Origin of the sequence: Butyricimonas sp. (genome assembly GCF_019423355.1) — a bacterium.
GTDB lineage: Bacteria > Bacteroidota > Bacteroidia > Bacteroidales > Marinifilaceae > Butyricimonas > Butyricimonas faecihominis.
This window is the reverse complement of the sequence record NZ_JAHZBP010000005.1, coordinates 297,076-319,648: the sequence shown is the minus strand read 5'-3', so window position 1 is coordinate 319,648 and position 22,573 is coordinate 297,076. Positions and strand designations below refer to the sequence as shown.

The window sequence follows — 22,573 nt, the reverse complement described above, 5'->3', positions numbered from 1 at the left end:
TAATAATCGAGAAGGCGAAAACACTAATATAGAGACGATAATAAATTCAGAATTTAAGTTCTTGTGTGAAGAAATCTAATTTGAATAAAAAGTTATAGGAAATCTAATGAAAAAAGGAATATTATTTTTGATATTATTTTTCTTGGTCGTTTGTAAAGGAACTGGACAAATCTTACAAGGTTATGTCAAAACCTTGGAGGAGAAACCTGTTTCTCAAGCTCATGTTATTTTACTAAATTCAGATTTAAAGGTTGTTGCCCATGCTGTAAGTGGTGATGATGGTTTCTTTTTAATCACGTCCGTGAAAAAGGGGTATATAAATTGAACATATCCTGTGTTGGATTCGAGGTTTTACAACAGAATATTTTGATAGAGGAAAATCAAGGGGATTTAGGCGTGTTTAGAATGAAAGAAGGGATTACCTTGGATGAAGTAACAGTGATAAAGCACAAGAAATCTTTAACAACGAAAGTAGATCGGATCATATATGATGTGGAGCGAGATTCAATGGCCAAAAATTCTGTGGCGATGCAGATACTAGAGAAACTTCCGTTTGTTGATATTGACTTGAAAACGAAACAATTACAAGTGATGGGAGGGACGAATTTCGTGATTACGATTAACGGGAAAAAGAATCTTTTTCTTTCGGAGGCAAATCAATATGTGGCTCGACTGTTACAAGGAGATAAGATGAAACAAGTTGAATTAATCACCTCGCCACAAGGACAATACAGTGATAAGACTGCCGTGATTAATATCGTGACAAAGGGGAGTTTGCCGGATGGTATTGTCGGGAATATTATGATTGATTTCGGTAAAGACTTCATTAAACCGAATTTAGGGGTAACTTCAAAAATTGGGAAATTGGTGTATAACGTGAATTATCAACCGGGATACACCTATTATTCGGAGTTAACAGATAAGACAAAGGTAATAAATTATAGGGATGACACGATACACAGAACGGAATCAGAATTGATAACTTGGTCGAAAGATGATTCGCATGAGTTACAATTAAACGCAAGTTACGATTTTTCAGACAATGATTTACTCACCTTTACCGGGCAATACACCTACTATCGGGAAAGGGCCAGACAGTATCGCAGTGATGAGGAATTGAATTATGATCAATATGTTCCGGCATTTCGGGCAAGCTATTCTTTTTCTACAGTCAAAATGAGTTTAAGGGCAGAAGTGAGTTTTGAGAAAACAATAAATGATATGCAATTCAGTAAGAAGAGCAAAAAGGTACGAAAGAATTTCTTTAATGTAACTCCCAGTGCTTCTGCTATATTTTTATTAAGTCGGAAATCTACGTTTTCAATATTATATTCAGTGCCTTCTTTCCGACCAGATATTTATTATTTGAATCCTTTTGTAGATCGTTCTGATCCTTCACATTGGAAAGTTGGTAATCCTGATTTAGAACCGGAAATATCCCAGTTGCTCTCGATGAGTTATCGCTTTTATACAGAAAAGACGAGTTTAGCTTTTTCAGCAAAGTATAAACATTCGGGTAATGCCATATATCCTTATGACTACACGAATGAAACAGGAGCGCTTGTCACTACTTACAGGAATATGAATCGTTCGGAAATGCTTTCTTTTAATATGAACTTTGAATACAAAGTCCCCGATAAACTTCAAATATGGTGTACGGGAGAGGCAAAATATACGTATTATTCTATCACTAGAAGTAATTTTCCTCTTTGGAATTTTAAAGCAGTTGCGGGAGTTTATGTTACATTATTCAAAAAGGCAACTCTTGGAATTATTGGAAATATTCGTCCTATGTCAACGTCTGTACAACATACAAAATTTGAATATCTCACAACAGCTACTTTGAGAGGAGAATATACTTTTACTTCAAGGTTATCTTTCCTAGTTGATGTGGACAAGTTTTTATGGAAACATATCAATGTGGAAAACGTGAAAGAAACAGACTCGTTTTACTACCACAAAGATGAACAATGGCGAGGTCGGTGGGTGTCGTTTACCCTAGTCTATAATTTTGGACGCTTGTGTGATCGTGTAAAGAAAAGTGGTCGGGGAGTAAAGAATGAAGATAGAGTGAAAGAATTATAGTTTCCTTGACAATATGAAATTTTAATTTAGATACATAAAAATATGGAAAGAACATGTTTCAATCTTTCCCGCATATAATGGTTTGCATTGTTCTTGTGCTTTTTCACGGTGTTTATCGATATGTCCAGTAACTGGGAAATTTCTTCATGAGATTTCCCATGAAGACTGAGTTGGTACACTTCTCGGCAAGAAGGGGAGAGTTCGTCAAAGACGGTTTGGATCATCTGGAAAACTTCTGATTCAACGATGTTTTCCAGAAAGAATTCTTGGTCTTCTTTTTCGAGAACAATTTTTTCGGCATATCGATTCGCAATGTTTCTGCGACGAATCGTGTCAACAGAGAAACTACGTACGATTTTGTATAAATAAGCTTTTATCGTGCTTTCTGTTTTAAATTCGTTCCTTTTTTCCCACAAATTGAGAAAGGCATCTTGTACTACATCTTCAATGGTCGCATCATCATCTACATATTTAGCTGAAAAATAGCGCAATGTTGATGCGTATTTGTCATATAAATAGCGGAAAGCTTTATCGCTGTCTTGTCCCCAGAAATTTGTTGTTATTTGACTTTCCATGTAAATGCCGTATCTTTAAACCAACGATTAATAATAGTAAAAGTGTTGATTTTGTTATGATAAGACCGAATACTAATTAGAGCCTCTTTCACACTGGGAATAAAAAAATTAATAAAAACATAATTTCATGTGAAAATAACCATTAATAACCTATATTTGTATGATTATTAATCGTTCGTTTTTTGATAGGAAGATTATGCTTGTTTTGGCATATTGTTATAACAATTAATAATAGCCTAGGAGGGTGTGTTAGATTTATCCGTGTTTTTCTCTTTTTTCGTTCATGTAAGAAAAAATCTTTTTTATTCCAATCCAATTCTCGTGTATTATCACTAAATTTGCCTCTTTAATATAAGATTGATAACATTAAAAATTGGGAAAAATGAGAATTATTGTATCTGTAATTTTATTGGCATTTATCACTGTCAGTTGCGGTACTAACAAACGTGTTTACGCACCACCTTTTGAGGAAGAGGAGACAGAGACTGTTGTAGTGAAAGAAAACGTGCAAACCACGGCACAAAATCCCACAAAGAAAACTGAAAATACAAAACCTGTCGTTTCTCGGGAAGAGAATGTAACTATGACTCACGGGGACGTGTTGAAACGTTATAACGTGATTGTCGGCAGTTTTTCAAACGTGGACAATGCTTTGAAATTACAGGCAAAATTGAACGGGATGGGCTATCACAGTATTATCATGAAGAATAGTGCCGGGATGAGTCGGGTAAGTATTGCTGGATTTGACGAAGAGGCATCCGCTCGTGAAGAATTATTAAAAGTTCGTGAACAATATCCGGAGTTTGCAGATGCATGGCTGTTGATTTCCAAGCAAAACTAAATACGAGATAAAGATGATATAAAAGGTCGGCTAATGCCGACCTTTTAAGTATCATATCAATTCAAATCCCACAATATCAGGACCATTATCATCTTTTTTTTTCGTTTCATCATTTCCAGATAAGCCATTTTCTTCGGAGGCATCCCGTGGTTCTTCCGTTATTTTTTCTTCTATTAATACTGTTGTGGAGTCTGTAATTTCAGAATCCTCTGTTACAAGTGTAATTTCTTGCCCTTCTTGTAAAGTCGGTTCGGTGTGAGAGAGGATTTCCGGATCTTCATTTAAAGAAATAACTTCATGTACAACTGTTGGTTCCTCTATCTCTTTCGTAGGACTCTCAATATCAATAACGGGATTTTCTGAGATGATTGTTGTCATGGCAGCTTGGTTCTCTGCAAACGAAACATCTTCTTGAAGAACACCGTTTTCACATCGGAATACTTTTCCCGGAAAATGTTTTATTAGGTCGTATTGGTGGGTGGCGATAACGACTGTTTTGCCACTATCACAGATGTCTTTCAGTAGTTCAACTAATCGATAGGAAGTTTCCGGGTCGATGTTTCCGGTAGGCTCGTCAGCTAGGATGATAGGAGGGGCGTTTAGCAATGCTCGGGCAAGCACGATGCGTTGTTGTTCACCACCGGACAATTGGTGTGGGAATTTATCCCGTTTGTCAGGGAGTTCGACTTTATCCAACACTTCGTTTATCCTTTCCTTGATTGCTTTCTTGTCTCTCCAGCCTGTGGCTTTCAGCACAAATTCTAAGTTCGCGTAAACATTCCGGTCTGTCAGTAATTTAAAATCCTGGAACACGATCCCGCATTTGCGTCGTAAGTAAGCAATTTGTGATTTCTTGATCTTGCTCAATTGGTAACCGGCGACTTCTCCTTTACCGTAAATAAGGGGAAGTTCGGCGTATAATGTTTTGAGCAAAGACGTTTTTCCGCTCCCGACTTTACCGATCAGGTAAACGAATTCACCTTCCTTAATTTCTAGGGATACATCTTTGAGAATCGTGTTTTTTTGTTGCCGAATGACGGCGTTTTCCAGTTTTATAATTGCTTCCACCTTATTAATTTTAGATTTTAGATTCCAACCGCACAAGGCCACCGTTTTGTAATCACTGAATCTTTTCAATTTTCTATTTATAGTTCCTTTAGTCCTTTGATGTTTGCTTCCGGATCGGGAGAGTTGAAAACGAAACTACCTGCTACAAGGGCATCGGCTCCGGCATTTACCAAGCGTTTTCCGGTTTCGAAATTAACCCCGCCGTCAATCTCGATAAGGGTATGGGAGTTGGATTCCATAATCAGTTTCTTCAGTTTGTCAACTTTATTGATTGTCTGTTCAATGAAAGACTGTCCTCCGAACCCCGGATTTACACTCATTAATAAAACAACATCTATATCCTCGATAACATCTTCCAATAGAGAGACCGGGGTATGTGGGTTCAGTGAAACCCCGGCTTTCATGCCCTGTGCTTTTATTTGCTGGATAGTGCGGTGCAGGTGAGTACACGCTTCGTAATGTACGGTCAATATGTCTGCTCCGGCTTTATGAAAAGCCTCCACGTAACGTTCCGGTTGCACGATCATTAAATGTACATCCAGTGGTTTCGTGGCCATTTTTTTTATTTGGGAAACTACCGGAAGTCCGTAAGATATATTAGGGACGAATACGCCATCCATGATATCCAAGTGAAACCAATCGGCTTGGCTACGGTTGACCATTTCAATATCTTTTGATAGATGCAGAAAATCTGCAGATAATAGCGAGGGAGAAACAATAACGCTCATTTTAAAGAGTTTAAAATTTAGAATTTAAATTATTTGTACCAGCTAGCATACATGGAATAGGAATTCACGATTCTTTCCACTTCATCACGTAAGAGTTCCGGACCCATTTGTTTCAATTTTTTAGCGGGAGCCCCGGCATATACCCAACCGGATTCAACAACGGTACCTTTCGTCACCACACTACCGGCTGCCACGATGGAATTACTTTCAATGACAGCGTTGTCAAGAACGATAGCACCCATGCCGATCAGTACGTTATCATGAATCGTGCATCCGTGAACCACGGCATTGTGGGCGATAGAAACGTTATTCCCGATATTGGTCGGAGATTTTTGATACGTTGCGTGTATCGTCGCATTATCTTGAATGTTTACTTTGTTGCCTATTTTAATATAATGTACATCACCTCTCAGAACAGCTCCGTACCATATACTACAATCGTCACCCATCTCCACGTCGCCAATAACAGCGGCATTTTCAGCTAAAAAACAATTCTTGCCGAATTTCGGCGTGTGTCCATTTAATTCTCTGATTATTGCCATAATATAATTGAAAATTGAGAGTTGAAAAATGGAAAATGAAATTCAATTTTCAACTTCCCGGTTTGTAAACTAATTTAACGTGTCGAAATTACGAAATATATGGCAGAAAACAAAAGGGGATGGTCTTTTTAAAGATTTCATTCTTGAGGCTGGAAAAATTTCTCTGATTTTTTTTGCTTTTAGAAAAAAGGTGTTACTTTTGCATCGCAGTTGGGAATAACCCACGGCAGAGTTCTTAAATGGAATAGTAAATGCGAAAATAGCTCAGTTGGTAGAGCATAACCTTGCCAAGGTTAGGGTCGCGGGTTCGAGTCCCGTTTTTCGCTCACTTTTAAATGCGAAAGTAGCTCAGTTGGTAGAGCACGACCTTCCCAAGGTCGGGGTCGCGGGTTCGAGTCCCGTTTTTCGCTCCTTGTGACGAGATCAATTATTGGTCTCGTTTTTTTGTGTAATGTGTTACTCCCAAATTCTTTTCAGTTATAAATCAATGTATATCCCTTATTCCAGCCTTTTGCCGGGGATATAATGGCTCGTAATTTTATTCTTGAGCGTGAATAGCCTCGTTATTGGCCCGGTTGACAGGTTATTCGAGTATGTTATTTTTGCTTTCCATCTGTTAAAATGGCGGCGATAATCGGGCGAGCATCGGGCGACAATCGGGCGATGGCGCCTAACAGTCACCTAATAATCGCCCCACCGCCATGTAACGGACATGGATAACCCCGGGAAAAGGGATACTAAACCCGGGATTAATTTTAGAGTTTAGAATTTAGAGTTCAACTTTTAGTTTTTATCTTCTCAACCACCCTTTCACGAGGGGAGAAAATGCTTGGTGATGTGAATAAGAGACTATTCCGTGAAATCGACAAATGTCCGACTTTCCCGAATCTTTTTGCAGTAATCACTTACTTTTACGTGTTCTGGATGAACTTTATAACGGGCGAGCGCTTCGGCATCGGCAAAAGTGGAGATTAGGACCGCATCGTATGCCATATCGGATTCCTTTTCATTGATTCCGACCTGTAATGATATGATTTCCGGAACGATACCGACCAGTCTTTCCAAGCTTTCTTTCATGATTAATGCGTTCTCTGCTTTTGTTTTTCCCTCGGCAAACTCCTTGAGTTTCCACATGACAATATGTTTTAGCATACTTTTTGATTTTAAATAATACGTTGCAAAAGTAGTCTTTTATAAAAAATAAAACTAATTTTGGATGCAAAGGAGGATCAGATGGGGGGATTGAAAAATAAATGTAAAACAAACGAGTTATGGTGGAGAAGGCCAAAAAATCAAAAGCGTCAAAAGATCAGACTGCTACAGATATAAATTTCAAGTTCAAGAGTATTCGCACAAGTTGTAGCGAGGTAATTGATTTTACCGGAAACAAGCATTATCGTACAGTTTTCCGCTTGAACGAGGTCGAAACTTTGTTCGTGGACACGGAAGTGATAAATAAACAGTTTGATGAAAAAGCTTGGGATGCGGAGATTGTGGCGGCTTTGATATATATGCATGGAGAGCAACCTGTACTGGTGGCACAAAAAGGAGGAAAAGTTACCATCCCCGAAACGGAGTCTGTTTTTCAATTTTCAACTGCTTTTTCTGTCGAGGACTTTACAGACTTTAGGTTTCAAGAAGGAGCTTATCGGGTACAAGTGATGATAAACGGGCAAGCCGGGGTGTCGGATGAAATCCATTTGTTGGAACCGCATGATTTGTTCCGGGATTATTTTCAATTGTTGGATATTGGGTTTGACAAATGCGTGGAGGAAGCTCCTGATGTGCAGCGTCCTCACTCGTATCAGGCCTTTGCAGCCAAAGGATTGGAAGACGTTCGGTTCTATCTGGTGGCAGAGAATTTTTTATCGAGTGAATGGACGTATGAATTTTTGATTAACGTGTTTGACGCTAACGGAATACTAAAAGCTAATCGAGTAGCTAAAGGAAATTATTACATTCCGAATCGGGAAGGAAAGCGTTTGCTTTGTTTTGCCTTGGATTTAGGGGCAGGATTGAGTAATTTTTGGGAAGAAGGGAAATATAGGGTTGAAGTATTGTGTTTTGATCAGCCTGTGATTCAATTGGAGTTTTCGATCGGGGAACAGGATTTACCTTACAATTTTACCGACGAAATTGCCGGAATCAACGGGCAGGTACATGAAGTGGCGGGAGAACCTTCAACTCCACAAGATAAGGAAGAGGCTCTATCCCGATTGTATCAGTTAGTGGGATTGCGTAAAGTGAAAGAGGAAATTACCCGGATGTACGAGTTGGCAGAATTCGTGAAAATGCGACAAGAGAACGGTTTTAACGATAAACTTCCGGTTTTGAATATGATCCTTATGGGGAATCCGGGAACAGGTAAACATTTGGTTACCGAGATCACGGGAGAGATGTTTTACCGTTTGGGAGTACTGTCAAACGGTAAAGTGCATCGGTATAAGAGAGAGGATTTTACCCGTCCGGGAGTGGCTGCGGAAGAACAGTTGATTCGGGAGGCTATCACGAAGAGCATCGGAGGTATTCTGTTGATTGAGGATGCAGATGAATTGTACCCGACCAATGATCCGAATGATCCTTCTATGCGTATTTTTACCGTGTTGTTGGGAATTTTGGAACAAGAGCAACCTTCTTTGTTGGTTGTCATGGCGGGCGATGTTATGGCATTGCAGGCTATTACAGAAGGAATTCCCGGCGTGAAAAAATGTTTCCCTTACCAATTTGTATTTGATGATTATTCGGCAGAGGAATTGATGGAAATTACTCATCAAATGTTGGAGAAGCGACAATTTAAGTTTACCTCGGAAGCAGAGGATAAGTTTTCCGATATGTTGAAGGATTGTTGTTCCGTGAGAGAATCCGGCTTTTCCAATGGTCGGTTTATAGAAGAGCGACTGGATGATGCCTTGACACGGATGGCCAAGCGATTGATGGTAAATCACAAGGGTACACATACAAAGGAAGATATGATGTTGATCAAGGTGGAAGACATCGAAACACTGGAACAGCCGGATCCGAGTAAGTCTGTTGATGTGTTGAATGATATGATCGGATCTAAAGAGTTAAAAAACAGTTTGATTAGCTATATTAATTATATCTATTTTATCCGGGAAAGACAAAAGCATGGTTACGCGGATGTGATTCCGCCTTTGCACATGCTGTTCACCGGGAATCGGGGGACGGGGAAAACGACGGTGGCCCGAATGCTTGGGGAGATATTCGAGTCGGCCGGGATTCTGGAAAGTTCTATGGTGACCGTCAGGAGTAGGGGTGAAATTATCGGTGATGGTTCCATTCCTCCACAACAGATTGCCATGTATATTTTCGAACAGGCAAGAGGGGGTATTCTTTTCTTGGAAGATGCTCACACCTTGTTTCAGGATAATGTAGGGGCCGCGGCATTAGGTGTTATTTTCGGGCAATTGTCGCCTACCGATAATGGAGATACCATTGTTATATTGAGTGGTGACCCGGAAGCGATGGATAAAGCTCTGGCCGGAAATCCAAGAGTGAAGTCTCTTTTCCCGTATCATTTCCATTTTTCCGATTACACGCCGGAAGAGTTATTGGAGATAGCGATTCAGAAGGTGGCAGAGAAGAATTATACCCTGCATCCGAAAGCGAAAGAGGCATTTAAAAACTTGGTATCCCAAGTATGTAACGAGCATGATAAATTCTTTGGAAATGCTTTATTTGTCGAGAAGATGGTGGATAAAGCCATTCACAACCTATCTGCTCGAACCATGAAGATCAGGAAGGAGCGGGAACTTACTCGAAAGGAGATTACGACATTGATGGCCGTGGATATTCCGACGGCAACTTCCGAGCTACCCAATTCTTATAAAGATACCTTCGACGAGAAAGAGATTGCCTCGGCTTTGAAGGATCTGGATCACATGGTGGGACAGACGAAACTCAAAAAACAGATTCATGATTTCGTGGATTTGGCTCGTCATTATAATCAACAAGGGACGAAACTAAATACCCGTGTATCATTACAATGGTGCTTTACCGGGAACTCCGGAATGGGAAAAGGAACAGTTGCTCGGATTATTGCCCGTATTTATAAAGCCATGGGAATTATAGATAAGAGTGAGGTTACGAGTTTTAAAGTAGAACGTTTACTCGGGTTGACCGAGGAAGATGTTATACAAAGTATCGGTATGGCTCTATTACAATCGAAAGGAGGGTTATTTTTCTTCGATGAAGATTCCAGTAGTCTGAATGAAGTTTCCGGTTTCCGGGATCGGGTAAGGGCGATTCTTGTGAATCAGTTGGCAACACAACCGGGGGCTTATAACGTGATCTATGCGAAACAAGATCCTCCCCGTCAGATTATCAACGACGAGGTTGAAAAGGTTTCTGATATGATTAATATTCTTGTTTTTGAGGATTATACGGCTGATCAGTTAATGGAAATATTGAAACGTGATCTTGCCACGGATAATGCCCGGATGACGAGAATGGCTCAACAACACATGGAACAATTTATATCTTATATTGTCGCGAATAAAAAACGTAGTCATGCCAGTGCCCGGTTAATCAAACTGGTTGCAGAGATGATGATTCGGAATCGGGTACAGCGCTTGGCCCAGAATAAGAAAGCGAATGACGTGGATGTGAAACATTCGGTCACGAAACAGGATGTTGAAATGTTCACGCCTGCCATGTTGGATAGTATGACATCAGAAAGGAATACAATCGGGTACAAGCAATGAATCGCAGAATACTTCATCTTGCTATTCCTTCTATCGTGTCTAATATTACCGTTCCTTTGTTAGGATTGGTGGACGTGACGATTGTGGGACATTTAGGGGCGACAGCCTATATCGGTGCCATCGCAGTGGGAGGATTGTTATTTAATATTCTTTACTGGAATTTCGGTTTTCTACGAATGGGAACCAGTGGGCTGACTTCACAAGCATACGGTCGGAAAGATAAAGATGCTGAAATACGGGTACTTGTGCAGGCGGTGAGTGTCGGTTTATTTTCAGCCTTGGCCATGTTGATTCTGCAATACCCGATAGAACGGCTGGCTTTTCGACTATTGGACACGAGTGCGGAGGTGGAACAATACGCAGTTACTTATTTTAGAATCTGTATTTGGGGGGCTCCGGCGGTGTTGGCACAATACGGTTTCACGGGGTGGTTTATCGGAATGCAGAATTCCCGCTACCCGATGTATATTGCCATTGTGATGAACGTGATTAATATCGTGTGTAGTTCCTGTTTTGTCTTTTTGTTCGGGATGAAGGTGGAAGGCGTGGCTTTGGGGACTGTTGTTGCTCAATATTCAGGGGTGATGATGGCTTGGGGGCTGTGGTTTTATAATTACAAAGAGCTGCGGGGACGGATCACGTTTAAAGGGAGTCTTCAATTGATAGCTATGCGGCGTTTTTTTGCCGTGAACCGGGATATATTTCTTCGGACACTTTGCTTGATTGGGGTGACAACATTCTTTACTTCAACAGGAGCCCGTCAAGGAGATGTGATTCTGGCTGTTAATACATTGCTTATGCAGTTGTTTACCTTGTTTTCCTATATCATGGACGGTTTTGCATACGCGGGGGAAGCTCTGTCGGGGCGTTACGTGGGAGCCTGTAATTTGGTACAATTGAAACGGGCGGTGAAGGCATTGTTCGGCTGGGGTATCGGTTTGTCGTTGGTTTTCACGTTATTGTACGGGATAGGAGGAGAGAATTTCTTGGGATTGTTGACGAATGACACGATCGTGATAGAGACTGCCGGGCATTATTTTTACTGGGTGCTTGCTATTCCGCTAGCGGGATTTGCTGCCTTTCTGTGGGATGGAATTCTGATCGGGGCCACGGCTACCCGTTTTATGTTATGGGCCATGCTGGTGGCTTCCGGTAGTTTTTTTGTGATCTATTATTGTTTTTCCGGGGCTACGAATAACCATATGTTATGGTTGGCTTTCTTGGTTTACCTTGCGCTACGCGGGATTATGCAGACTTTATGGAGCCGAAAGGTGTTCACTTTAAAATATCTCCAAAGTCTGAGATCATAAATTGAAGATCGGATAGGTTTATTTGCCCGCTTTTTATTATATTCGCGGTGCAAATACGTGTAGTTGAAAATAAACAAATAAAACACATGGCTATAGTATTCTATCAAAAAGATGCAACAGTGTATGCCGTACACTATAAAGAATCGGAAAATCCTTTAGATGTAAGTAAGTTAGAATGGTTATTCAGTGGGGCTAAGAAAGTTCAAAGCGATTCACTGGAAAGCTTTTTCGTGGGACCTCGTCGGGAAATGATTACCCCGTGGAGTACTAATGCCGTGGAGATTACTCAGAATATGGGTATTTCCGGTATCTTGCGGATAGAGGAATTTACTCGTGTGGAAGATGAAAAAGCGGCTTTTGACCCGATGCTTCAAGCATTTTACAAGGGTCTGAATCAAGATACGTTTACTATTGATAAGAAACCGGACCCGATCGTGTATATCGAGGATATCCGGGCATATAACCAACAGGAGGGATTGGCGCTGAATGAAGATGAAATCTCTTATCTGGAAGGTCTGAGCAAGAAATTAAACCGTCGGTTGACAGATTCCGAGGTATTCGGTTTTTCACAAGTGAATTCCGAGCATTGCCGTCATAAGATTTTCGGAGGTACGTTTATTATTGATGGGGAAGAACAGGAAGAGTCTTTGTTCTCCATGATCAAGAAAACTTCCCGAACGAACCCGAACCGGATTGTTTCGGCCTACAAAGATAACTGCGCTTTCATTGAAGGACCGGCCACGGTGCAGTTTGCCCCGGCAACACCGGACAAACCGGATTTCTACACGCAAAAAGATATTAACACGGTTATTTCATTGAAAGCGGAAACTCATAACTTCCCGACCACGGTAGAGCCTTTTAACGGGGCCGCAACCGGTTCCGGTGGTGAGATCCGTGACCGTATAGCCGGGGGACAAGCATCACTTCCGTTGGCAGGCACGGCCGTTTACATGACATCATATCCGCGCTTGGAGGCAGGTCGTCCTTGGGAATCGGCTATTGATCCTCGGAAATGGTTATACCAGACTCCGGAAGATATTCTGATCAAGGCTTCTAACGGGGCATCTGATTTTGGAAATAAATTCGGACAACCCCTTATCGTGGGTTCCGTGTTTACGTTCGAGCATGAGGAACACGAAAAGACGTATGGTTACGATAAGGTAATCATGCAGGCGGGTGGTATCGGTTTTGGTAATAAAGAACAAGCTATGAAAAAGACCCCGGAAGTTGGCGAACAGGTTGTTCTGCTAGGGGGTGATAATTATCGCATCGGAATGGGTGGTGGTGCCGTTTCTTCCGTGGATACGGGAGTATATGCCAACGCTATTGAGTTGAATGCGGTGCAACGTTCCAATCCGGAAATGCAAAGACGGGTATGTAACGCCATCCGGTCTATGGCCGAGAGCGATGTAAACCCGATTGTTTCTATTCACGACCACGGGGCAGGAGGACATTTGAACTGCTTGTCCGAGCTGGTGGAGGAAACAGGTGGATTGATTCACTTGGAGAAATTGCCTGTCGGTGATCCTACACTTTCCGACAAAGAGATCGTGGGAAATGAATCCCAAGAACGGATGGGCCTCGTAATGAAAGCAAAGGACGTGGAGACCTTGCAGCGTGTGGCTGATCGGGAACGGGCTCCGATGTACGTGATCGGGGAGACCACGGGAGATCATCGTTTCGTGTTTGAAGATGCCAGAACCGGAGAGAAACCCATTGATCTGGAGATGACGGATATGTTCGGAAATCCCCCGAAAACAGTGATGGAGGATAAAACCAAAAGAGAACATTTCGCCGATGTTGAATATAGTGAAGATAAAGTTGAAGAATATATCGAGCAAGTTTTGCAGCTTGAGGCTGTTGCTTGTAAGGATTGGTTGACAAGTAAAGTTGACCGTTCTATTACAGGTCGTGTGGCTCGTCAGCAATGCGCCGGACCTTTACAGTTACCTTTGAATGACTTGGGTGCCATGGCTCTCGATTATCGAGGAAAAAGAGGTATTGCCACGTCCATCGGGCACGCTCCGGTAGCGGCATTGGCAAACCCGGCTTGCGGTTCGAGATTGGCTATTGCAGAGGCCTTGACGAATTTGGTTTGGGCTCCTATCGAACAGGGAATTAAAGGTGTTTCCTTGTCTGCTAACTGGATGTGGCCTTGTAAAAATGCCGGTGAAGATGCCCGTTTATATAAAGCCGTACAAGCTGCCAGTGATTTTGCCATCGAGTTGGGAATTAATATCCCGACGGGGAAAGACTCTCTTTCCATGACGCAAAAGTATGGTAAGGATAAGGTGTATGCCCCGGGAACTGTGATTATTTCTACCGTGGGTGAGGTTACCGATGTGAAGAAGATTGTTTCTCCGGTTCTGAAACCGGATCAAGATTCTGAAATCGTGTATATTGATTTCTCTTTTGATAAATTGCAATTGGGCGGTTCCAGTTTTGCCCAAGTGTTGAACCGGGTAGGTAAAGAGACCCCGGATGTAAAGGATGCCGATTATTTCGTGAATGCTTTCATGGCAATACAGCGTTTGGTTGAGGAAGAGTATGTTTTAGCCGGACACGATATTTCTGCCGGAGGTATGATCACGACCTTGTTGGAAATGTGTTTTGCCGATAATCGCTTGGGATTGGATATTGATTTTTCTTACCTAGCTGAAAAGGACATCGTGAAGATCTTGTTCGCGGAGAATCCGGGTGTACTAGTACAGATTAAGGATTGCAAGAAGGTTGCCGCTATCTTGGATGAAGCGGGAGTGGCTTACAATTTCTTGGGACGCTTGGGTAAGGCCGGAAAGTTGAATATCAAGAAAGACGGTAAAAACTTCCACTTGGATATTCCGTCATTAAGAGACTTGTGGTTTAAGACATCTTATTTGTTAGATCGTCGTCAGAGTGGCAATGAGTTGGCCCTTGAAAGATATAAAAACTATAAGAATCATGATCTGAAATACAAGTTTGCACCTTCATTCAGCGGTAAGCTTTCCCAATATGGATTGGATGTTAACCGTGTTAAACCTTCGGGCATAAAAGCTGCCGTTATCCGGGAGAAAGGATGTCAGTGCGAGCGGGAAACGGCATGGGCGATGCACTTGGCCGGTTTTGACGTGAAGGATGTTCACATGACAGACCTTGTTTCCGGAAGAGAGACTTTGGAAGACGTGAACTTTATCGTGTTTGTTGGTGGGTTCTCGAACTCGGACGTGCTTGGTTCTGCTAAAGGATGGGCCGGAGCTTTCAAATATAACGAAAAGGCTCGGGTGGCTTTGGAAAACTTCTATAAACGTGAAGATACTTTGAGTTTGGGTATTTGTAACGGTTGCCAGTTGATGGTTGAGCTAGACTTGGTCTACCCGGAACATGGCGAGAAGGCGAAGATGTTGCATAATGCATCCCACAAACTGGAATCTGCATTCTTGAGCGTGGATGTCGTGGAGAGCAATTCCGTGTTGTTGAAGTCATTAGTCGGATCTCGTTTGGGAATCTGGGTGGCTCACGGAGAGGGACAATTCCAATTACCTTACGGACAGGAAGAATATAATATTCCACTTCGATACAGCCATGACACTTACCCGGCGAATCCGAATGGATCACCTTTTGCCACGGCAGCTATTTGTAGTAAAGACGGGCGTCACTTGGCAATGATGCCTCACTTGGAACGTTCTCTTCACCCGTGGAACTGGGCATATTATGCCGAGGATCGGAAGGAAGATGAAGTCAGCCCGTGGATTGAAGCGTTTGTAAATGCTCGTTTGTGGATTGAAGAGCATAAATAATATAAGTCTTGCAAATCAAAATAAAAGAGGGCAACCCCAAAGCCATTTAAACAAGACTTTGGGGTTGCCTTCTTTTATTTCATACCCCCTTACATGAAGAGGATTTCTCGAATTTATATGTATTTTTTAGATCAACTATCTCGGTATAAGATGGTTATCAGACAACAAGTGCTTTATTACTCTTGTAATACGCTGTTACTCTATTGTTTGGCTAGGTCTTCTCCGTGCTTTCTCCGTGTCACTAGCGAGTGATCGCCGGAGGAAATACATTTGAACACGGCACAAATCGAGATGGAGACATATAAGAACATCGAAGGAACATTAGCATGATCTAGAGGTAATCAAACAACGACAAGATTTTGTTCAACAAAATTTAAACAAACTCTAAATAAAATGATATATTTGTGAAAGTAGATATAAATTTCTCGATCATGGTTACAGAAATGTCTTTCGTTAGGATTTTCTTTTTATGGAGTATGTTATTGTCGGTTATTTGTATCGATGGATTTGCCCAGTCCACAAAACAAGAGTCGGAAGAGCGGGTGATGCCCCGGTTGGTAGGGCGTCATTATCAAAGACAGGAAAATATTTCGGGGAAAGAAATATTGGTAGAGGGGTATGTACGGCATTTCTATGCGGATTCTATCACGAAAACTATTTCCGTGCAATTAGACCGTTTTTCAAGGAAAGGGGTTCCACAAGGTTCGGGAATACTTTTTGTTTGGGACACGGAAAAGGAACGATCCTTGTGGCATTGTAAAATTAATAGTGATATTGAGAATCTCAGTCCTGTTCAGAACGTGTTATTTTTGACATCCGACTTCAAGACCCGGTGCTTTGACCGACGGAGTGGAAAGGAACGTTGGAATGATAGAGGTAGCATTAGTTACGTGGATCAGAAATGGGGCGTGGGGATAAGATGTAAAGATAATTTGGGAGGTACGGAGGTTTCAAAACTGGAAGGGATCAGCTTGCATAACGGGAAGAAAATATGGGAAAGGAAGATCTTTTCCCAACAAGGATGGGCGGATATGTTACCCTTGAATGATTCGGTTATTCTCTTGCTTTCAGATGCCTTGTATGCGATTAACATGAAAAACGGGGAAGGATGGAGGCATGAGATCTTTTTAAAAGAATTACCTTTCCCTAAAGCTGAAAAGGAATTTATGCAAGGGTTTACCTCGAATATTCTCATTGAAAAAGAGAAAATATATATAGCATCATGTGATCGTTTGTTTTGCTTGGATCACACGGGAAAAGTGCTTTGGTTACAGGGGGTATCCCGAAAAATAACCGGTGAATCCCAGATATTTACAATGGATAGTTCGCTTTACATGGTAAACTACGGAAGTGGTCTCGTTAAAGGCTCGATGACGAAAAAATGGGGGATTCCTTATGTCGCTAAGTTTAATAAGAATACGGGGCTTCAAGAAGCGTTTTCCTCATTTCCAACAACTTTGGGAATTGTAAATCACGTACAAGTGTCCAAAGATACTTTGTATGTATTATTTGATCAACATCTGATAAAATTGTCCTCGTTGGACTTGGCACGGGGAATTCAAGTAGAATTTTCTCTGGATAGAGATCGGGCAGGATATTTTGCCAGTAACCGGATATTTGTTTTGGAAGATTCTAGATACAAGACATTGCAGGAGATGGATAGTACTCAATGTTATATCCTTACCGGGAAACAAAATATCTTGTGTGTCAAGGCGGATGTGCAGGGTGCAAGAATGTTATTGCCGAGCGAGTATTGTCTGTGTTACCTGACTTATCAAGGGTATTCTTTTCTTTCCCGTGGAGAGGAAACTATTGTAATCGCTCCTTCGGGAGAGTTATGGGCTCATTTGAGAATCAGTAAAAATGCCGTACGCGTTGGGAATAAATTGTATGATGCCCAAGAAAACAAGATAACCATTGTTGATTTGGACGAGGTGATTCATTAATTTTTATTCAAGTTATAGTAAAAAGCCTGTTTTTTGATTATTATTCTTACTTTTGCCGAAGTGTAAAAAAGTACGATCAATATGGATTTGCTCAAGAAAAGAATCTTACAAGATGGAAAATGCTTTGAAGGTGGCATTTTAAAAGTGGATAGTTTTATTAATCACCAAATGGACCCGATTTTAATGAAGTCGATCGGGGTGGAATTTGTGCGTCGTTTTGCGAATAAGGATTTTAATAAAGTGATGACCATTGAGGCTAGCGGTATTGCTCCGGCAATCATGGTGGGGTATCTTTTGGAATTGCCCGTGGTCTTCGCCAAGAAAAAGCAACCGAAAACGATGGAAAATATGATTTCAACGACGGTACGATCTTTTACAAAAGACCGGGAATATAATGTTTGTATCAGTAAAGATTTCTTGAGTAAAGAGGATCGTGTGCTTTTTATTGATGACTTCCTTGCAAACGGGAATGCCGCGAATGGTATTATTGATTTGATTGACCGGGCGGGGGCGCAACTTGTAGGCATGGGATTTATTATTGAAAAGGCTTTTCAACATGGGGGCGAAGTACTGAGAGAACGTGGGATTCATGTTGAATCTTTAGCTATTATAGATAGTCTGGATAATTGTCAGATAAAAATAAGATAATCCGGCATGAGTGAAACGACCAATCGTCAGGTTAGTTCGGCCATTATTTATGGAATAGAGGACCGTCCGCCTTTTAAAGAGGCTTTTTTTGCTGCGTTACAGCATTTATTAGCCATTTTTGTTGCCATTATAACTCCACCGTTAATTATTGCCGGAGCGTTGAACCTTGACTTGGAAACGACGGGTTTTCTCGTTTCGATGGCTCTTTTTGCCTCCGGTGTCTCGACTTTTATTCAATGTAGACGGGTTGGACCTATCGGAACCGGGTTATTATGTATTCAAGGAACAAGTTTTTCGTTTATCGGCCCGATTATATCTACGGGATTGGCGGGTGGTTTGCCTCTGATATTCGGGGTGTGCATGGCAGGTTCAGTGGTTGAGATGCTGATAAGTAGGATTTTGAAATATGCCAAGAAAATCATTACCCCGCTGGTATCGGGAATTGTGGTAACATTAATCGGGATGAGTCTGGTGAAAGTAGGTATTACGGCTTGTGGTGGGGGTGTTATTGCTAAAGAAAACGGTACTTTCGGTAGTTTCGAGAATCTCGGATTGGCTTTACTGGTGTTAGTTTTGATCATCTTTTTTAACCGGAGTAATAATAAATATCTACGGATGAGTTCCATCGTGATCGGGTTAATCGTGGGATATGTGGTCGCTTATTTCATGGGTATGATAGACTTCTCTTCTGTACAGAGTTATTCCGGGGTAAATATTCCTGTTCCTTTTAAATACGGGTTGGCTTTTAGCTGGTCGTCATTTATTGCCGTCGGGTTGATTTACATGATCACGGCTATCGAGGCTTATGGTGATATTACGGCTAATTCCATGATTTCGGGGGAACCCGTGGAAGGAGAGAGGTTTATTAAACGGGCTTCCGGGGGAATCCTTGCCGATGGTTTCAATTCTTTCTTGGCAGGGGCATTTAATTCTTTCCCGAATTCCGTGTTTGCCCAGAATAACGGGATGATACAATTAACGGGAGTGGCCAGTCGTTATGTGGGATATTATATTGCCGCTTTTTTAGTGATATTGGGACTTTTTCCTGCTGTCGGGCTGGTGTTCTCGTTAATGCCGGAACCGGTTCTGGGGGGAGCGACACTACTTATGTTCGGTACGGTCGCTGCTGCCGGAATCCGTATTATTGCCTCCCAGAATATAAATAGGAAAGCCACGCTGGTTATAGCATTAAGTTTCTCCTTGGGATTAAGTGTCGAATTCATTCCGGAAATATTGAACAGTTGTTCCGATACCATTAAAAATATATTCTCTTCCGGAATCACGACGGGAGGTTTGACGGCAATTGTGTCGAATGTACTGATACACGTGAAAGAATAATCGTGAAACCAACCTTTAAGAGTTGATTCTTAAATTAGATTATAGCATAAAATGATAGGAATAGAAGAGATTTACCCTTTGGCTGTTGAATTCCGGCGTTATTTTCATCAACATCCGGAATTCGCCATGCAAGAAGTGGAGACGCAACGCTATATTGCGGAAGTACTGGAACAGAATGGAATCCCGTACCAAAAAGTGGGGACGGGATTAATTGCAACCGTGGGGAAAGGAGAGAAATGTATCGCAATCCGGGCTGATATGGATGCTCTGAAAGTCAAGGAAGAGACAGGATTATCCTATTGCTCTCAAAATGAAGACATGATGCATGCTTGTGGGCATGATATGCACATGGCTATGGTTTTAGGGGCTGCACTTGTTCTTAAATCCGGAGAAGACAAATTACAGGGAACAATAAAAATTGTTTTTCAACCCAGTGAAGAGAAACGTCCGGGAGGGGCTCGTTTATTACTTCCCGAACTTTTAAAAGAACCCGTTCCGCAAGCTATATTCGGACAACACGTTTTCCCGAACCTTCCGACCGGAACTATCGGAATTCGTCCCGGGGCCTTTTTCGCCTCTTCAGATAATATTATTTTTTCCGTGGAAGGTAAAGGTACTCATGCTGCCATGCCACACATGGGTTCGGATCCCATATTGGCCACGGCTTGCTTGATACAATTTTACCAGACGTTAATTACTAAATTTCGAGATCCGTTGATCCCGGCGGTTCTTTCGATCACGTCTATTCATGGTGGCACGTGTAATAACGTAATTCCGGATCGGGTAGACGTGTTGGGAACAGTTCGGACACACGATAACTCTTTACGATATAAGATATTCGAATTAATCGAGGAAAAATCAAACACCATTTGTGATTTATACGATTGCACATTCCATTTGGATAAAACTTGGAATGGATTGCCCGTGTTGGTGAATGATAAGAGTTTGACAGAATTTGTGAAGAAAAATGCAACAGATTTACTGGGAGAACACAATGTGATCCCAATGGATCATCTTACCTTAGGAGAAGATTTTGCCATTTACTTGGAGAAGATTCCGGGAGTATTCTGGGTCTTGGGTGTTTGTCCGCTGGAACAGGAGAGTATGCCTCCACTTCACAATCCGAGAATGGCTCCCGACGAGAATGCTATGAAAGCGGGTATTGCGCTAATGGTGGAAAATTGTGTCAGGATGTTGGGTTAATGAAATACTTTAGGACACATATTAAAAATCCCCAAGAGTTAGAGTCTTGGGGATTTTTAATCGTATATTCCGATATTACTGTAAATCTGCAATATTTACTTCTATTGCAGCCGGATAAATTCTTTCCGGGTCGAAAAATGCAGCACAACTGTTCACCATGTTTTTAAGTTGTGGTTTAACTTTTCCCTTGAAAGCCTCTTTTCCATTTACTACCAATGTAATTTCCTTGTCTAGATCTACCAGTTGATCATTCAAGTAAATGATTACTTTCCCTTTTGTTGCGGGTTGATAGCTCTTTTCAAAATCCAGTTCGATACCCCAGTTCGGATCAATTTCTGTTGCTTTATAAGTAACTAAATCAACCTTTAAGGAAATATTATTCTCTTGTATATCCATTTCATAATGGGTTCTGGATTTCGTATCATCATTAGAACGTTCTTCAACAAATAAGTTGTAGAATCCATTACGGTATAAACCATCCATTTCAAAGTTCTCCCAACTTACATGCTTGGGATAGGGATTCCGGGTATATTGTTTCAACCAAGGAGTTGTAAGCTTGTAATCTATACCGTGTCCCATACCGGGAATAAGTTCTATACGATGGATATAATGACCCGGGTTGGCTTTTTCTAATTTATCAAACGCATCTTTCGTGCGTTGCGTAAGCTTATTCCTGTAAAATCCCCTGTCGTTTGCTCCTGTTAACAGGGAGAAGGCGATGTTTCTGCAATTTTCAACGGGTGCATTCTTCAGAGGTTCCCCTCCAGCCATCGGGCCTGCTGCAGCCAGATAATCCGCATAAAATGATGCTAACCGTTGACTACCGTATCCGCCTTCTGATATTCCGAAAAAGTAAACTTTATTGGGATTTATTTTTCCGGATACGAAAGCTAAACGTAACATCTTTTCCCAAGCAAATTGCTTTGCCTTTTGCCACCAACGATAGTAATCGCCCATGTTGGGGATCTGAGGTATGAAGTAAACCGATGGAGCATCATCGAACTTTTGACATATGTTGATTCCCGTTCTCCATTCACTGGCTTTATCTCCAGAACCATGCGTGTATAGATATAATGGGAAACCTCCTTCCGGTTCTGCATCCCCCTTGTAACCCCAGTAATACGGCATGATTGCATTGGGTTCCAGTTCCTGTGGGAGAGTCCATTTTCCTGAATTTGCTTTTTCCAGTTTATCAAGATTAATCAGTTTCTGCTCGGAGAATTTGTTATTTGCCTCCTTCCATGCATCCCACACGATTTGCTGCATCTTTTTCACATCAGTTGATTTGAGTGTGCTTTTGTCTTTATAGGCATCAGCATTACCTGACAGGTGACCGGAGAAATGGGTCGTGATTTTTTCTTTTGTTTTTACATCCTGTTTTTTCAAGGATACTTCTTGAGCTATGCTATAATTTGAAAATGCAAGGACTATTAACAAGCTCAACATTTTGAACGAATAAATGGTATCTTTCATTTTTGTTATTTATATTTTGTATCGTTACAAAACTACAAAAAAATATGCAAAGATACTTCTTTAGAGCCATTAGAGTGTTCCTTGGATTCCCGGTAGTATTACATTATAGATAACCCGGTGTCTCACTGATAGGTTAATTGTAGGTCATCGATAGGTTAACGATACGAACAATTGATTTTTAAGATAGAATATATTAAAATATAAATGAGATATTAACGAGAGTACGGAGAGATACCCGTGTGTCTGCGAGGCAAATATAAGGTATTGTACTCAATAAAAAATGACTGGCTAAATTTATTAACCAGTCACTTGTAATCTA

15 protein-coding genes, 2 tRNA genes and 1 pseudogene are annotated in these 22,573 nt (G+C 41.4%); 12 read left to right on the top strand and 6 right to left on the bottom strand.

Annotation, left to right across the window (positions count from 1 at the left end; all coding sequences use genetic code 11):
• The first annotated feature begins 106 nt into the window (after positions 1 to 106).
• Both QVC79_RS09345 and QVC79_RS09340 read left to right on the top strand, forming a co-directional pair.
• Entirely contained in the window at positions 107 to 325 is a 219-nt protein-coding gene (locus QVC79_RS09345) for a carboxypeptidase-like regulatory domain-containing protein (RefSeq protein WP_270593975.1), read from the top strand.
• Positions 322 to 2,085, top strand: a complete 1,764-nt coding sequence (locus tag QVC79_RS09340) for an outer membrane beta-barrel protein (protein ID WP_270593977.1) — start codon at positions 322 to 324, stop codon at positions 2,083 to 2,085. The genes QVC79_RS09345 and QVC79_RS09340 overlap by 4 nt, the downstream gene beginning before the upstream one ends.
• A 26-nt stretch (positions 2,086 to 2,111) precedes the next feature.
• Here the strand turns inward: QVC79_RS09340 and QVC79_RS09335 are convergent, their stop codons facing one another.
• A complete protein-coding gene (locus tag QVC79_RS09335; protein ID WP_270593979.1) occupies positions 2,112 to 2,660 on the bottom strand; it encodes an RNA polymerase sigma-70 factor in 549 nt (182 codons plus the stop codon).
• Positions 2,661 to 3,042: 382 nt separating this feature from the next.
• Between QVC79_RS09335 and QVC79_RS09330 the strand changes: the two genes are divergently transcribed.
• Positions 3,043 to 3,501, top strand: a complete 459-nt coding sequence (locus QVC79_RS09330) for an SPOR domain-containing protein (RefSeq protein ID WP_051466006.1) — start codon at positions 3,043 to 3,045, stop codon at positions 3,499 to 3,501.
• Between the two features lie 429 nt (positions 3,502 to 3,930).
• Here the strand turns inward: QVC79_RS09330 and QVC79_RS09325 are convergent.
• From QVC79_RS09325 to QVC79_RS09315, 3 genes and pseudogenes are all read right to left on the bottom strand, one after another.
• A pseudogene (locus tag QVC79_RS09325) lies at positions 3,931 to 4,569 on the bottom strand (cell division ATP-binding protein FtsE); the annotation flags it as partial.
• 77 nt (positions 4,570 to 4,646) lie between these two features.
• A complete protein-coding gene (gene rpe, locus QVC79_RS09320; protein ID WP_027202478.1) occupies positions 4,647 to 5,297 on the bottom strand; it encodes a ribulose-phosphate 3-epimerase in 651 nt (216 codons plus the stop codon).
• A gap of 29 nt (positions 5,298 to 5,326) precedes the next feature.
• Positions 5,327 to 5,839 carry a gamma carbonic anhydrase family protein gene (locus QVC79_RS09315; protein ID WP_087420195.1) on the bottom strand — a complete coding sequence of 171 codons (513 nt, stop codon included), beginning with the start codon at positions 5,837 to 5,839 and terminating at the stop codon, positions 5,327 to 5,329.
• Positions 5,840 to 6,092: 253 nt separating this feature from the next.
• Between QVC79_RS09315 and QVC79_RS09310 the strand changes: the two genes are divergently transcribed.
• Positions 6,093 to 6,165, top strand: a tRNA-Gly gene (locus QVC79_RS09310).
• A gap of 11 nt (positions 6,166 to 6,176) precedes the next feature.
• Positions 6,177 to 6,249: transfer RNA gene (locus QVC79_RS09305), tRNA-Gly, on the top strand.
• Positions 6,250 to 6,688: 439 nt separating this feature from the next.
• Here QVC79_RS09305 and QVC79_RS09300 read toward each other — a convergent pair.
• Positions 6,689 to 6,991, bottom strand: coding sequence for a Dabb family protein (locus QVC79_RS09300; RefSeq protein WP_124316458.1), 303 nt, complete (start codon positions 6,989 to 6,991; stop codon positions 6,689 to 6,691).
• 119 nt (positions 6,992 to 7,110) lie between these two features.
• Here QVC79_RS09300 and QVC79_RS09295 point away from each other — a divergent pair, with 119 nt between their 5' ends.
• From QVC79_RS09295 to QVC79_RS09265, 7 genes are all read left to right on the top strand, one after another.
• Positions 7,111 to 10,560, top strand: coding sequence for an AAA family ATPase (locus QVC79_RS09295; protein WP_270593983.1), 3,450 nt, complete (start codon positions 7,111 to 7,113; stop codon positions 10,558 to 10,560).
• On the top strand, positions 10,557 to 11,870 hold the full coding sequence (locus QVC79_RS09290; RefSeq protein ID WP_270593985.1) for an MATE family efflux transporter: 1,314 nt from the start codon (positions 10,557 to 10,559) through the stop codon (positions 11,868 to 11,870). Before QVC79_RS09295 ends, QVC79_RS09290 begins: the two co-directional genes overlap by 4 nt.
• Positions 11,871 to 11,956: 86 nt before the next feature.
• Positions 11,957 to 15,646 carry a phosphoribosylformylglycinamidine synthase gene (purL, locus tag QVC79_RS09285; protein ID WP_270593987.1) on the top strand — a complete coding sequence of 1,230 codons (3,690 nt, stop codon included), beginning with the start codon at positions 11,957 to 11,959 and terminating at the stop codon, positions 15,644 to 15,646.
• Positions 15,647 to 16,050: 404 nt separating this feature from the next.
• Complete coding sequence (locus QVC79_RS09280) at positions 16,051 to 17,592, top strand: outer membrane protein assembly factor BamB family protein (protein WP_270593990.1); 1,542 nt, start codon at positions 16,051 to 16,053, stop codon at positions 17,590 to 17,592.
• Positions 17,593 to 17,673: 81 nt separating this feature from the next.
• Entirely contained in the window at positions 17,674 to 18,240 is a 567-nt protein-coding gene (gene xpt, locus QVC79_RS09275) for a xanthine phosphoribosyltransferase (RefSeq protein ID WP_124316453.1), read from the top strand.
• Positions 18,241 to 18,246: 6 nt separating this feature from the next.
• Positions 18,247 to 19,578 carry a nucleobase:cation symporter-2 family protein gene (locus tag QVC79_RS09270; RefSeq protein WP_270593992.1) on the top strand — a complete coding sequence of 444 codons (1,332 nt, stop codon included), beginning with the start codon at positions 18,247 to 18,249 and terminating at the stop codon, positions 19,576 to 19,578.
• A 51-nt stretch (positions 19,579 to 19,629) separates the two neighbouring features.
• On the top strand, positions 19,630 to 20,781 hold the full coding sequence (locus QVC79_RS09265; protein WP_221230287.1) for a M20 metallopeptidase family protein: 1,152 nt from the start codon (positions 19,630 to 19,632) through the stop codon (positions 20,779 to 20,781).
• Between the two features lie 75 nt (positions 20,782 to 20,856).
• Here QVC79_RS09265 and QVC79_RS09260 read toward each other — a convergent pair whose 3' ends face one another.
• Positions 20,857 to 22,254 carry a hypothetical protein gene (locus tag QVC79_RS09260; protein ID WP_124316451.1) on the bottom strand — a complete coding sequence of 466 codons (1,398 nt, stop codon included), beginning with the start codon at positions 22,252 to 22,254 and terminating at the stop codon, positions 20,857 to 20,859.
• Positions 22,255 to 22,573 lie beyond the last annotated feature (319 nt).